This is a genomic window from Acidimicrobiales bacterium (assembly GCA_036378675.1).
Lineage (GTDB): Bacteria > Actinomycetota > Acidimicrobiia > Acidimicrobiales > Palsa-688 > DASUWA01.
This window is the reverse complement of sequence record DASUWA010000045.1, coordinates 1-13415: the sequence shown is the minus strand read 5'-3', so window position 1 is coordinate 13415 and position 13415 is coordinate 1. Positions and strand designations below refer to the sequence as shown.

9 protein-coding genes are annotated in these 13415 nt (G+C 65.5%); 7 read left to right on the top strand and 2 right to left on the bottom strand.

Annotation, left to right across the window (positions count from 1 at the left end):
• The first annotated feature begins 12 nt into the window (after positions 1-12).
• From VFZ97_14485 to VFZ97_14470, 4 genes are all read left to right on the top strand, one after another.
• Complete coding sequence (locus VFZ97_14485) at positions 13-2538, top strand: circularly permuted type 2 ATP-grasp protein (GenBank protein HEX6394642.1); 2526 nt, start codon at positions 13-15, stop codon at positions 2536-2538.
• A 4-nt stretch (positions 2539-2542) separates the two neighbouring features.
• A complete protein-coding gene (locus tag VFZ97_14480) occupies positions 2543-3445 on the top strand; it encodes a transglutaminase family protein (GenBank protein ID HEX6394641.1) in 903 nt (300 codons plus the stop codon).
• A gap of 10 nt (positions 3446-3455) precedes the next feature.
• A complete protein-coding gene (locus tag VFZ97_14475) occupies positions 3456-4475 on the top strand; it encodes a putative zinc-binding metallopeptidase (GenBank protein HEX6394640.1) in 1020 nt (339 codons plus the stop codon).
• A gap of 227 nt (positions 4476-4702) precedes the next feature.
• On the top strand, positions 4703-4969 hold the full coding sequence (locus VFZ97_14470; GenBank protein HEX6394639.1) for a hypothetical protein: 267 nt from the start codon (positions 4703-4705) through the stop codon (positions 4967-4969).
• Positions 4970-5143: 174 nt separating this feature from the next.
• Here the strand turns inward: VFZ97_14470 and VFZ97_14465 are convergent, their stop codons facing one another.
• Complete coding sequence (locus VFZ97_14465) at positions 5144-6466, bottom strand: lysyl oxidase family protein (GenBank protein HEX6394638.1); 1323 nt, start codon at positions 6464-6466, stop codon at positions 5144-5146.
• A 310-nt stretch (positions 6467-6776) separates the two neighbouring features.
• Here VFZ97_14465 and VFZ97_14460 point away from each other — a divergent pair, with 310 nt between their 5' ends.
• The 3 genes from VFZ97_14460 to VFZ97_14450 all read left to right on the top strand — a co-directional run bounded on the left by VFZ97_14460 (position 6777) and on the right by VFZ97_14450 (position 11951).
• Positions 6777-7844, top strand: a complete 1068-nt coding sequence (locus VFZ97_14460; GenBank protein ID HEX6394637.1) for a cellulase family glycosylhydrolase — start codon at positions 6777-6779, stop codon at positions 7842-7844.
• A 220-nt stretch (positions 7845-8064) separates the two neighbouring features.
• Positions 8065-10362, top strand: coding sequence for a glycosyltransferase (locus VFZ97_14455; GenBank protein ID HEX6394636.1), 2298 nt, complete (start codon positions 8065-8067; stop codon positions 10360-10362).
• Positions 10359-11951: a glycosyltransferase family 2 protein gene (locus VFZ97_14450; protein ID HEX6394635.1), complete on the top strand. Its 1593-nt coding sequence runs from the start codon at positions 10359-10361 to the stop codon at positions 11949-11951. The genes VFZ97_14455 and VFZ97_14450 overlap by 4 nt, the downstream gene beginning before the upstream one ends.
• Before the next feature lie 36 nt (positions 11952-11987).
• Here VFZ97_14450 and VFZ97_14445 read toward each other — a convergent pair whose 3' ends face one another.
• On the bottom strand, positions 11988-12917 hold the full coding sequence (locus VFZ97_14445) for a glycosyl hydrolase (protein HEX6394634.1): 930 nt from the start codon (positions 12915-12917) through the stop codon (positions 11988-11990).
• Between the last annotated feature and the right edge of the window lie 498 nt (positions 12918-13415).

Here is a 13415-nt window from a genome sequence, read left to right as displayed (position 1 = left end):
TTGCTAGCCGAGATGACCAGCGCCCCCGTCGTTGACCTGCTGTCCGCGTACCACCCACTTCCCGGGGTGTACGACGAGATGGTCGATGGGACCGGCCAGCTGCGCGAGCACTGGGGGCACGTCGGCGCGGTGCTGGAGGGCCTCGGGATGGCCGAGCTGCAGCGGCGCCAGGCCGAGGCCGGATCACTGCTCGATGACCTAGGAATCACGCGGTGGAGACTCGACCCGCTGCCAATCCTCGTTACAAGCGACGAATGGGCGCGCATCGAGAGTGCGGTGGTCCAGCGGGCCGAGCTGCTCAACCTGGTGCTGGCTGACCTCTACGGGCCGCGCGACCTGCTGGCCAAAGCGCTGCTGCCCCCGGAGGTGGTGTACGGACACCCGGGGTTCCTGCGGGCGTGCGACCAGGTCCTCATCCCCGGGGCCCAGCAGCTGTTTACACTGGCGGTGGACCTTGTGCGCGACCGCGCCGGCAGCACCTGGGTGTTGGCCGACCGTGCCAAGACCCCGACGGGCGTCGGCTACGCCATCGCCAACCGGACGGTCACGTCCCGAGTCTTCCCAAGCCTGCACCGCAACGCTCAGGTGCACCGGCTGGCACCCTTCATGCGGGCCTTGCGTGCAGGCCTGGAGTCGGTGGCACCCGACACGACGCGCGAACCCCGCATCGTCGTGCTCAGCCCCGGCCCGCAAAGTACTACCGCCTTCGAGCACGAGTTCCTGGCCACCAACCTCGGCTACTCGCTGGTTGAGGGGGAGGACCTCACCGTCCGGGGCGGACAGGTGCTGGTGCGATCGCTCGGCCGAGTCGAGCGCGTAGACGTCATCCTCCGCCGGGTCGATGCGTGGCACTGCGATCCGCTCGAGTTCAAAGCCGACACGACCATCGGCGTGCCAGGCCTGGCCGAGGCGTGCCGTCGGGGCACAGTGACGGTCGTCAACACCCTGGGAAGCGGCGTGCTGGAGAACCCCGGGATACTGCCCTTCCTCCCCGCCATCGCACACCACCTCTTGGGGGAGGAGCTGAGCCTGCCGACGGTGCCGACGTGGTGGTGCGGAGAGCGGGCCGCTCGCAGCCACGTCCTGACCCACCTCCGCGACCTCATGGTCCTGCCCATCGCGGGCAACGGGGCCTCGGAGGTCATCCGGGGCTGGCAGCAGCCCCAGGGCGCGCTCGACGACCTCCGCCGCCGGATCGAGGCCGAGCCCGGTGCGTGGGTCGGCCAGGAACGGGTCGACCTGGCGTCCACCCCAACACTCACAGACCGCGGCCTCGAGGCCCGCAGCGGCGTGATTCGCACCTTTGCGGTGAGGGGTGGCGATTCCTACGTGGCCATGGCCGGGGGCCTGGCGCGGGTTTCCGCCGACGCCGAGAGCGCCGCGTCAGCAACCAACGGGACAGTCAGCAAGGACACCTGGGTCCTGGCCTCCGAGCCCGAGCCGATGACGGCTACGTGGATCACGTCGGGTCCGGCCGTGGTCCCGGTCGAGCCGGCCGCTTCCATGTCTTCACGGGCGGCCGAGCACCTGTTCTGGCTCGGACGCCACGCCCAGCGAGCTGAGAACGCTGTGCGGCTGCTCCGGGTGGTGCACGACCGGCGCGCCGAGTTCCAGCACGCCCCCAACCCGGCCGGAACGGCCTGCCTCCACGCGCTCCTGGCGGCCCTGACCCATGTGACGGAGACCTTCCCCGGCTTCGTCGGGGAAGGAGCCGCCGAGCGTCTGGCCCACCCAGGAGACGAGCTGCAGTCGGTAGCGGTTGACAGCGGAAGAAAGGGCACGCTGGCGCACTCGGTGCAGCTGGTCCTTGACAACGCCCACGCCGTGCGGGACCAGCTGTCACTCGACACGTGGCTGGTGGTCAGCTCCCTGCGGCGCGATCTGCTCGACCAGCCAACGCTGGGGCGGGCCACGTTGGGCCACGTGCTGTCCAGCCTGCTGGCTCTCGCCGGCCTGGGAGCGGAGAGCATGGTGCGCGACCCGGGGTGGCGGTTCATGGACGCCGGGCGCCGGATCGAGCGCGCCCTGCAGCTAGCGGCCCTGCTGCGGGCCACCGTGACCGTCGAGCGCGACGAGCCGACCGACAGCCTGTTGCTGGAGTCGGTCCTCATCGCAGCCGAGAGCATCATCACCTACCGCCGCCGCTACCGCTCGCGCGCACAGCTGGCGACGCTGCTCGAACTCGTGTTGCTCGACACCGACAACCCCCGCTCCCTCGTCTACCAGTTCGATCGGCTGAAGGAGGATCTGGAGGCTATGCCGCGAGCCGACGGCGGGTCCCGGCTGTCGCCGGCGGAGGTCCGCCTTCTGGAGACCTCGACGGCCCTGCGCGTCGCCGACACCCTCGATCTGGCCCGGGCAGGACCCGCCGCCTCCCGCCCGGAGCTCGACGCCCTCCTGGTTCGAGTCACCGGCGGCCTGCACGCCACGGACGAGGCCATCCGGGCGGCCCACTTCACCCACCTGCTTCCCCAGCGCGGCATCCTCACCCCAGCAGACCCGTTGGCGGCCCGAGCTCTCCACGCGCTGCTGCGATGACGCCATGACGTTCCGGATCAACCACAGCACCACCTACACCTACGAGGACGAGGTAACCCAGAGCTACGGCCTGCTCCACATGATCCCCCGGGACCTTCCCGGCCAGACATGCCGATCCATCACGATCGTCATCGACCCGGTCCCGGACTTCTACGCTGAGCACCGGGACTTCTTCGGCAACCGGGTCATCCACTTCGAGATTCTCAAGCCCCACCGGAAGCTGTCCGTCCTGTCCGCGTCCGAGGTCGACATCGACAGGGGCGGACTCCCGGCCCCGAACGGTGACGTCCCGTGGGAAGCGGCGCGCGACCAACTGAGGGACTCGGCGGCGGGAGGCGGCGCTCCGGAAGCTGCGACGTTGGACGCTACGCAGTTCGTGCTGGGGTCGTCGCTCGCCTTCCCCTTTCCCGAGCTGCGGGAGTACGCGCTCATGTCCTTCACGCCGGGCCGCCCGACGCGGGACGCGCTCCTCGACCTGGCCGCTCGGGTCCACGACGACTTCCGCTACGAGCCGGGGGTCACCTCCGTCGCGACGACGGCGGAGGAGGCCTTCGAGGCGCGGGTCGGCGTGTGCCAGGACTTCGCCCATCTGGTGATCGGGTGCCTACGCTCGCTGGGCCTGGCCGCCCGTTACGTAAGCGGGTACCTGGAGACCACACCGCCGCCGGGAGCGGCCCGGCTCCGGGGCGCCGACGCCTCCCACGCCTGGACCGCGCTGTTCGTCCCAGGGGAGGGATGGCTCGACGTAGATCCGACCAACCGCCAGTACACCAACGACCGCTACACAACGGTGGCGTGGGGCCGGGACTACGGCGACGTCCCGCCGCTCAAGGGCGTGATCTTCACCGAGGGATCGGCCCACGACCTGGATGTGGTGGTCGACGTCGACCGCCTCGCCACGGGGTAGAACGGCTGCGATGCGAGCATTCTTCTGCCCACGGTGCGACCATCTGCTGTTCTTCGAAAACTCGGTGTGCCTGCGGTGCGGCACACCGATCGGATACTCGCCCGAGGCGGGTTCTCTCGTGATGCTCGAAGCCGGTACCCCTCTCTTCCGGTGCGCCAACGCGGGGATAGCCGGATGCAACTGGCTGGTCGACAGAGACGGGCTGCTGTGCCGTTCTTGCGTCCTCACCCGCACTCGGCCCCACGACGTCGACCTCTCCACCGGCAACCCGACGGCGGCCGCCTTTATCCGGGCCGAGTCGGCCAAGCGCCGACTGCTGTTCCAGCTCACCGAGCTCAGGCTGCCACTCTCCCACCTGACCTTCGACCTGCTGTGGGCTCAGGACAAGCCCGTCCGGATCGGGTACGAGGACGGTGTCATCACCTTCGACCTCGCCGAATCGGACGACGCCCACCGGACCCGGATGCGCCAAGAGCTCGGCGAGCCCTACCGTACCGTGCTCGGGCATCTGCGCCACGAAGTTGGCCATCACTACTGGTGGACCTCGGTGAAGCCCTCGCCCAGCCACCTCGAAGGCTGGCGTGCCCTATTCGGGGACGAGCAGATCCCCTACGAGCCGGCCCTCGAGCGCCACTACTCGGCCGGCCCTCCCGCTGGCTGGGAGTCGAACTACGTCAGCGCCTACGCCGCTGCCCACCCGTGGGAGGACTGGGCCGAGGCGTTCGCCCACTACCTCCACATCCGCGACACGCTTCAGACGGCAGGGGCGTTCGGCCTCGTCGTGATCGGACCGACCCTCGATCCACAACTCATGGCCACCCCGCACTCGTGGCCCGACGACGACGTTGAGGAAATTCTCTCCAGCTGGCTGCCGCTGACCTATGCACTCAACGGGGTGACCCGCAGCATGGGCCGCAGCGACCTGTACCCCTTCGTGCTCAGCCCGGTCGTGATCGACAAGCTGGCGTTCGTCCACGAGGTGGTCCGGTCTGTGACGGGCTCGATCCGGCCTTCGAGCCCGCTTCCCTGAGACCGGTTCTCTGCGCCCTGCGGTGTCGGAGACGCCCATCTGACATTAGGTCGCCCACCGAAAATTGCCGCCCGGGCGCGATCGACTTGCGGGTCGCAGTCAACTGACCCTGACTGTTCGTCACCGCCGACCTGAGCGATCCGTTCGAAGTTGGGGTCGTAGTGGAGTACGACCAGTCCGGCCATCCTGGAAGCTGCTGAGATGACTAGGTCTGGGATCGGGACGCGGTGCTGTCCTCTGCGGGCAAGGCGATGCTGGAGATCAATAGCATCCGACATCACTTCGGGAGTGATCCGAGCCGATTCGAAGGCCCGACGCTCTTGGAGCAGGGCCTGGTAGTCATCCAGGCTTCTCGCGCTGAAGAGAACTTCGAGGTCGACGATGGCGCAGGTAGCGACGAAGCCTTTTTCCAGCAGCGGTCGGAGTCGAGCCGCGACCGCTGGCAGCGTGATGCGAGCCAGAGCGCTCTTGTCGGCCAGATGCGAGGCGCTTAGCGCCACGCCCCAGCCATCACCCTGGGCTTGTTGAGATCTAGTCCACGCATGGCCGCAAGGCGGTCGGCATGTCGGCGCTGGCGTGCCGCCAGGACTACCGACTCCAAGGCCTCGTTGACGGTCTCCTTCATCGTGACGGTACCGAGTAGGGACGAGGCCTCCTGGAGGAGGTCGTCAAGATTGGTCGGTGAAGACGATCTTGTCGGGGTCCCACGGGCTGTTGCCCTGGCCTCGTTCGATGATGCTGACGTTGTCACCTACTACGTGGATGTAGGCATAGCCGACGTTCTGGTCGTTGGAGACGGTTTGCGCCTGGTTGGATGCGTTGACGACTACATCGAGCAGGTAGTAACCGTCACCGTCGCCGGTGAAGTCCACGTACTGGCCGGGGCGCTGCCATTTGTACACGTCACCCCAGCCGACGTTGAGACCCAGGCTGGCCTGTCCGGTGGTGTACCCGCAGTTCGCGGTGAAGGTCTCCGCCGGGATCTCATTTTGGTTGAAGGTGCGCCAGTCGGCGAAGAGCTCGTCCGCCGGGCAAAGCCCCACCTTGGTCCCAGATCCGGCGCGGCTGAGCGTGTGGTTCGCCCCGACGTGGTAGAGCTGGAACTTGAGGAACCCGTCGTAGTGGAAGTGGCCATGGGTGTCGTGGAATTCGACGTGCCCGGCAGGCCGCACGAACGAGGTCCCGTCGCTGTAATACAGCCGCTGGAACGCTGGGACGTCGTTGAGGTTGGCCGCCCCGGCGCTGGGGTTGTAGTCGATCTCGAAGGTCCCCGGCCCGGCGTCGCGGGGCCCGGTCGTGAAACGCAGGCATCGCATCGGATGGTCGGAGCCGGGCATGTCGTTCGGGCCTATGTTGAGCGTCTCGTCGGGCGTGCATGACAGCGGCGCCTCGCCGGCCACCTCGAGAGGTGGGTTCACCCCGTCGGGGGCATAGGCATTGGCGGGGTTCGCTGGTGCTACGAATGTGAACCCGTAGGGTGGCGTAACCTTGAGGTTGGGAAGCAGCAAGGTCTTGTGCTCGAAGACCAGCGGTCCGGTCTCCAGCATCGCCCTCAACTTGAACGCTGCGTTCTGAACCATCTGCGGCACGACCTGGACCGTCCAGGTACCGGCGACCGGATGCAGGGCGTAGAGCTCCATGTCGAACTGGGTCTGGGCCGAGTTGCTCTGACTCGTTACAGTCTTGCCGGACGGATCGATGAGATCGATCTCGAATTCGTTGGCCCGGTCGGGTGTGTCGATGGCCACGCGCAGCCGCCATCCACCGGCGGCCACCTTGAGCGGATAATCGAAGCAGTGCTCCACATGGCACGCGGCCGATCCCGGGAGGTCGACATTCGAGCTGCCCACGTATCCGCCGTCCCAAAACAGCGACTGACCGAGACCGAGCTGACGCGTCGTTGAGGAGGCACGGGCGGCCGCTGACAGTCCGCCAGCGAAGACGAGCACGACCGCGACAAGGCTGAACCGAAAGAGTCTGGTCCCCAGCACCGTTGTGAATTCTCCTTGGCCTCCGGCGGCGTCGCCGGCGCTATTTCGATGTGTATTGCGGGGTCAGTCTTCCTACGCTCGTATTTCGAACCGGTTTCCGGTCCATAAACAGCGGGGAATTCGAGTCGCACGCCTGTGCTTTTTCTTGCCCGCCCGCAACACGCGGGACAGCTGGGGCGCACCCACGTGCCGATGCACTGAGAAGCGATGCCTTGGGGCTCCGGTTCGTCGGTCCCGCGCTGCGCCGACAAACTGGGGACTGTTGAATGCCGTCTCTCGACAGAACAGGGCTCGATCGTCCAGAGCAGTCGTGGCCGCCGCGGCCATTGCCCTGCTCGGCTCTGTCGCGGCGATCCTCGGTTTCGTCCGAGCCTCCCACGACCCGGCCGTCGCCCGCCCGGTTGGCGGTGTTCGCGTCGCCGGCGCTCGGCTAGTGAACGCCGCGGGAAGCCCAGTTCAACTCGGCGGGGTGTCGGTCTCTGGGACCGAGTACGAGTGCTTGAATCGAGGCGGCGTGTTCGCCGGTCCGAGCTCCGCGAGCGCCGTCGGTGCCATGGATCGCTGGCACATCGACATCGTGCGGATCCCTATAAATGAGGACTGCTGGCTAGGGATCAACGGCCTCCCCTCGGGCTTGCCCGCATCGAGCTACCGGGCGGCCATCGAGGCCTTCGTCACTCTGCTGCAACGCAGGCGGATAGTGGTCGACCTCGATCTTCACTGGTCGGCCCCCGCGAATGTTCAGGCGCGGAGCCAGCAAAGGATGCCCGACGCCGATCATTCCGTCGCCTTTTGGCGTCAGGTGGCATCTACGTACGGCAACGATCCGTACGTAGTGTTCGAGCTCTACAACGAGCCCTACGGTGTGAGCTGGTCGTGCTGGCGCGACGGTTGCACCACGTCGGCAGAGGACGGCAGGCAGTACCAGGCCGTTGGTATGCAGTCGTTGGTCCACACGATCCGGGGGGCGGGCGCCAAGAACGTACTGTTCCTCGACGGCCTCTCCCGTGGGGCCGACCTGAGCCAGTGGTCGGTTTACAGGCCTGCTGATCCGGATCGGTCGATCGCGGCTGCCTGGCACATCTACGGCCCGCAGCATTGCGCGTCGAGTTGCTGGACCAGGCAACTCTCCCAGACCGGGACCACCCCGGTGGCGGTCACGGAGTTCGGCGAGACCGATTGCCGGTCGGCTTACGTTCGTCCGCTGATGAGTTGGCTCGACGCGCGGCGAATCGGTTACCTCGCCTGGGCTTGGAACACCTGGCCAGGATGCCATGGTCCTTCGTTGATCACCGACTACTCCGGCAGCCCGCACGGTGCTTACGGCACGGCGGTCATGAAGCACTTTCAAAGCCACTTTCCAAGCCCCGGAAGTTAAACGGTCTATAAGTCTCGGTTTCCGGATCGTGTCCAACGACGCACAGATATCACCGTGTGTTACGGCTTCGCTAACAGTCTTCAATTCGTAGCGGATCTGCTTGATGCCTGGGTTGACGTTGTGTTACCCATTCGCCGCAACCAAAACGGGGTAGCGACAAACGCCACCTTTCACCACCAGAAGTCGTCCTAACTCTCCGACCACCCCCTACGGAGCCACCTTGACAGGAGCCGCATCTTCTGCACCTACACGCCCCGGGTCGGGCGCGCTCACCGCGAGGGTCAGCGAAACCGAGCGGGCGGATCTCTGCATCGTCGTCCCCACCCGCAACGAGGCGGCGAACATCCCGATGCTCATCGAACGCCTGGAAGACTCGCTCGGCGACTCGAGCTGGTCGTGGAGCGTGCTCTTCGTCGACGACAGCGACGACCGAACGCCGGCGACCGTCGCCGACCTGCGCGCCGACCACGACAACCTGTCCTTGCTGCATCGCCTTCCCGGGGAAAGGCGGGGCGGTCTGTCCGGCGCGGTAGCAGCCGGTTTTCAGCAATCGGACGCCTGGGTGATCGTCGTCATGGACGGTGACCTTCAACACCCACCAGAGGTTGTCCGCGAACTCGTCGGTCCGGTGTTGCGCGAGGAGTCTGACATTGCGATAGCGAGCCGTTATGTCAGCGGCGCCTCCGCAGCCGGTCTCAGCGGCAAGGCCAGGCGCATGGTCTCCCGTCTTTTCGTCGCCATGGTGCACGTCCTCGTACCGCCGTCGAGGGGAGTCCGGGATCCGATGTCGGGATTCTTCGCTGTTTCACGCCGGACGATCGACGCGCTAGATCTACGTGGCGAGGGCTTCAAGATCCTGCTCGAGCTGCTGGCCCGAGCACCCCGCCAAAGGGTTATCGAGATTCCGTTCCGGTTCGACCGGCGCGTCCATGGCGATTCCAAGGCAGGCTTCAAGGAAGGGGCACGCTTCCTTCGGCACCTTGCTCGGCTGACGAGGTCCCGCCACGGCCTGGTCAGAACGGCTCTGAGGCGGGCGCCAAACCACGTGCCATTAGCAGCGATCCTCGCCGTCCAGGCGTGGCTTTCGGCGCGGCTGCTTGCGCGCAACACCGCTTTCCTCGACGAGGCCACTTACATCTCCGCGGGCAAGTACGTGGTCAGGTCGTGGTTCCACCGCACGCCGGACTTGCACTTCCCGACTTACTTCTCCGGCGCACCCACCATCTACCCGGTCCTGGCTGGGATCGCAGACTCGATCGGAGGCCTGGTCGGTGCCCGGGTCTTGTCGCTCGTGTTCATGCTTTTGGCGACCTCGTTTTGCTACCTGACCGCGACGCGGTTGTTCGGACGTCCTGCCGGATGGTTCGCGGCCGCGGTGTTCGTCACCAGCCAGGGAACACAGTTCCTTGGGGCGTTCGCCACGTTTGACGCGATGGCGCTCATGCTCGTCGCGTGTACGGCCTGGATCGTCGTGCGTAACGCCGAGTCCTCAGGAACCGGCAGCTGGTTCTATCTGGCGATACCTGTACTCGCCCTTGCGAACGCGACCAAGTACGCGTCGGCTCTGTTCGATCCGGTCGTGATTGGTCTTGCCTTCTTCACGGTCTGGGGACGGGTCGGGCTCCGAGCTGCGGCCAGAGCCTCAGGCACGTTGACTGCCGGTCTGATCATGGTACTAGCGGTGCTGCTAGCGGCGTCGCCGCGCTCCTATCTGACCGGGGTCGCGAGCACGACCCTCAACCGGGCTCCCTCGACGGCCTCCGTTCACCGGGTGTTGCATTTGTCCTGGCTCTGGGTCGGAGGCATTGCCAGCCTCGCTGCGTTGGCCTTGGTTGTTTCGGTCCTTACTGCGGTGAGACGGAAGTCAGCGTGGTGGCAGGTTGGCGTTCTGGCTGTCCTTGCCTCCAGCGTCTTGCTTGCCCCCGCCAACCAGGCTCGGATCCACACCGCCACGTCTTTGTCCAAGCACGTGACCTTCGGGGGATGGTTCGGAGCCGTCGCGGCGGGGTGGATCCTCGCGGGGGTGACCGGACGGCGACCACTCGACCTCGCCCGCTGCGCGGCGGCGTCGACGATCCTCGTCCCCATGGGAGCTGCAGGAATCGCCCAGGCCAACCGTCACTTTGACGAGTGGCCGAATTCGCACCCGGTCGTCGCAGCGATCCGATCGGCTCTCGGCACCACGAACGGTCGCGTCCTCATGGACGACGCCCCCGTCGGCCGCTACTACCTGCAGGACCGTGTCCAGCTGTCTCATTGGGTGGACACCTACTACTTTGCCTACACGCCCCCCGGCGGAACCCGCCTGGTGGGCATCCCTGCCTATGTCGCGGCCGTCGACAACGGCTCATTCAACGTCATCGCGCTCGATTTCGGAGAACGAAAACAAGTCGACACGGCGGTCGCCGAAGCCATTCACGACAGCGGTCGTTACAGATGGGTTGGCAACTTCGCAACCAGAGACGAGTACGGCCGTAGCGCCTACGTGGTGTGGACGGTCCGTCCGGTCCAGTCATGACATCCCTCGAAATCCACCGCCCGCCGGCCCGCGATGTGGTCAGCACACTTGTTCTGCCAAGCCCGCCAAGCGACGAGGAGAAGTACAGCTACGTACATCGGCAGGTCGCGGTGCTGCTCATCGCGTCGATGTTGAGCCTCACCTGCCTGACCATCAGCCAAGTCCACCTGATCCATTTGGGATTGTGGCTGTGGGCCCTGGTTCCGTTTCTGGGGTTCACCCTCTTCTACTACCTCATCTCCTTGCGGGTGAACCTGACCAGCCGGAACTTTGATCTGAGTACCCACCGGGCTCTGGTCCAGTCCTGGGCGCCCCGGGCGTTCCCCACGGTCGATGTGTGGTTGCCGATCTGCGGCGAAGAACTAGGGGTCCTTGCCAACACGTGGCAAAACGTCGCCCGGCTGCAAGCTGGCTATCCAGGCGTCCTTAGTGTCTACGTGCTCGACGACGGAGACGACCCCGAGGCGGCTGAGCTGGCTTCGGTGCACGGATTCCAGTATCTGGTGCGCCCCAACCGGGGCTGGTTCAAGAAGGCAGGGAACCTGCGTCACGCCTACCAGAACTCCGAGGGCGAGTTCATCGTCATACTCGACGCGGACTTCGCGCCGAGGGAGGACTTCTTAACGGAGACCCTGCCCTACATCGAAAGAGACCCCACCGTCGGGATAGTCCAGACCCCTCAATACTTTCGGTGGGATAAGCACCAAACATGGATGGAGCACGGCGCCGGAGCGGTCCAGGAGCTGTTCTACCGCATGATTCAGGTGTCCCGAGGCCGGCTGAACGCGGCCATCTGCGTGGGATCCTGCGCGGTCTACCGACGCGCAGCGCTCGACACGATTGGCGGGACCGCGCTGATAGAGCATTCCGAGGACGTCCACACCGGTTTCGACCTCCGTCTCAAAGGATGGTCGCTCGTGTACATCCCGGTTCCGTTAGCCACCGGCATGTGCCCCTCAGAGCCTGATGCCTTCTTTACCCAACAGTACAGATGGTGCGCCGGTTCGATGAGCTTGCTCCGGTCACGCAAGTTCTGGTCCGCCCGCCTCCGTCCGGCGCAGCTTTGCTGCTATCTCTCGGGGTTCTGCTACTACATCCACACGGCGGCAGCGACCTTCTTCGTTCCCTTGATACCCATACTGCTTCTGGCGTTCATGCCCGCTCAGGTGCAGCTCAAGAACTACCTGTGGATCGCGCCAAGTGCTGCGTACACCCTCGTGATCTTCCCGCTTTGGAACAAGGGCCGGTTCGGACCGTCGGCGCTCATGGCTAAGACCCTGTACGGCTGGTCCCATCTCTTCGCGATCATCGACATCCTCCGCGGGCGCCGCCAGGGATGGCAGACGACCGGTGCAAAGTCGGCAACCCGTCGGACCTCGCGGATCTGGCGCGGCATCGCCGTATGGGGCGGATCGTCCGTCGGGTTATGGCTCGTCCTCGGCATCTATCGGATGCTGACGATGCGCCCCCTGAACTTCGTCTTCCTGGAGGCGACTGGCCTCCTGTACGCCCTCGTGTATGTGGTGATGCCATTGATTTCCCGGGCCCAGGGAGCCAGGCGCGACCCGATCATCTCGCTCATCGATTAACGGTCAGCGTCGGTAGGTCGGTCAGTCGACCGTGTATCAGTATGTCGAGAGGCTGACCTTTGCCGCGGCCAGCGCGCTTGAAGACGTCGTAAGCGGCCAGAGCGATCCGAAGTTCGAGTACACCACCCCGGCGAGCCCCGACTGACCTTCGACGAAGCTGAAGAGTTGGTTCAGCCAGGTGGCCTTGCTGCCTCCGGCTTCGGCGCTTCCGGTCTCGTTTAGGAGGATCGGCAGCCCCGGGCCGACCGACCTGACCGTGCTGAGCAGCCCAGAGAATATCTGTGAGGGGCTCCGCCATCCCCCGTTGGTCGTGCTCGTGGTGCCCCAGTTGTACCCGTCCATGCCGACCACGTTCACGTAGCTCGCTCCGGGAAAGACGCTCGCTACCGGCGTTGGCCCGCCGGCGTTCGGGCACCACACCCACAGCGCGTTCGTTGCACCCGCGTTGGAGAAGATCTGGTGCACGTGGCGCCACGCAGCGATGTAGGCAGCAGGAGTGTTCCCATTGACTGAGGCCGCCCAGGGGTACCAGTTCCCGTTCATCTCGTGCGCGTAACGGAAAAGCAGCTCTCCGTGCCAAGCGGCGACGCCTTGGGCGAACTGGGTGAGGTACGCGTCATAGGTGCCGGACGCGATCACGCTGTCCGAGAACGCCGGCTGGTTGACGCCCTTGGTGTAGTTCCACGGTTCGAAGGAGAGTTCGGGGACCGCGCCGGCCTGCACGATCGCGTTCACGCTGGTCGTTGGGAAGGTCTCACCCCATCCCACGAACACATTCACCACCTCGATCGGGTGGGCCAACGCCGACTCCAGCTGCGGTACGGTCGAGATCCCGCTGCTGTTGCCCTGGGGGGAGATACCGAAGACCTTATCCGAGCTGCCGTGGAGAGCTCCGTGGAGCTCAGTGAGCGCGGCGGAGTTGGCCGCGGCCGTTTGAGCGGCAACGCGGGACTGCGGAGTGGCCATCATCGTCCCAGTCGTGACTGGCAATAGCGTGCCGCACAGGAAAGCGATTCTCTGGGTCCGCCTCATACATGCTCCGTCGACCTCGGCCGCCTATTGCTATACCGTAACCCGCAACAGGGGAAATTGAAGAAGGTCCCGCGAACGGTTAACTGAGGTTCACTTTCCCTTCACCCGGGGGCCGTCGACGAAGCACTTTCAATCAGTCTGCCCGAAAGTGGGGGACAGTGAGGGGCGACGGGACTCGCAACGCCACTTGACCGGGGATTTTCCGTCTGGAACCACTGAGTTGGAAGTCCGGAACGGAGTCAGGAAACCGACGCTCTATCCTCTGAGCTACGGGGGACGGGGGCTTGTAGCTCTGACACGAAATAGCTCTTCTGGCGGGCGCGCCTAGGTCGGGGCGGAGCCCCGAATGGTTTGTGGTTGGTTAGGCGGCGGGTGTCAGGGTGACGTGGTGGCCGAGTTGTTCGAGTTGGCGGACGAGGCGGCGGGTGTGGG

What these genes read in the sequence shown, in the direction of transcription:
- VFZ97_14485 (HEX6394642.1), top strand. Translation starts at nt 13, where the DNA reads ATGACCAGCGCCCCCGTCGTTGACCTGCTGTCCGCGTACCACCCACTT.
- VFZ97_14480 (HEX6394641.1), top strand. Translation starts at nt 2,543, where the DNA reads ATGACGTTCCGGATCAACCACAGCACCACCTACACCTACGAGGACGAG.
- VFZ97_14475 (HEX6394640.1), top strand. Translation starts at nt 3,456, where the DNA reads ATGCGAGCATTCTTCTGCCCACGGTGCGACCATCTGCTGTTCTTCGAA.
- VFZ97_14450 (HEX6394635.1), top strand. Translation starts at nt 10,359, where the DNA reads ATGACATCCCTCGAAATCCACCGCCCGCCGGCCCGCGATGTGGTCAGC.
- VFZ97_14445 (HEX6394634.1), bottom strand. Translation starts at nt 12,917, where the DNA reads ATGGCCACTCCGCAGTCCCGCGTTGCCGCTCAAACGGCCGCGGCCAAC.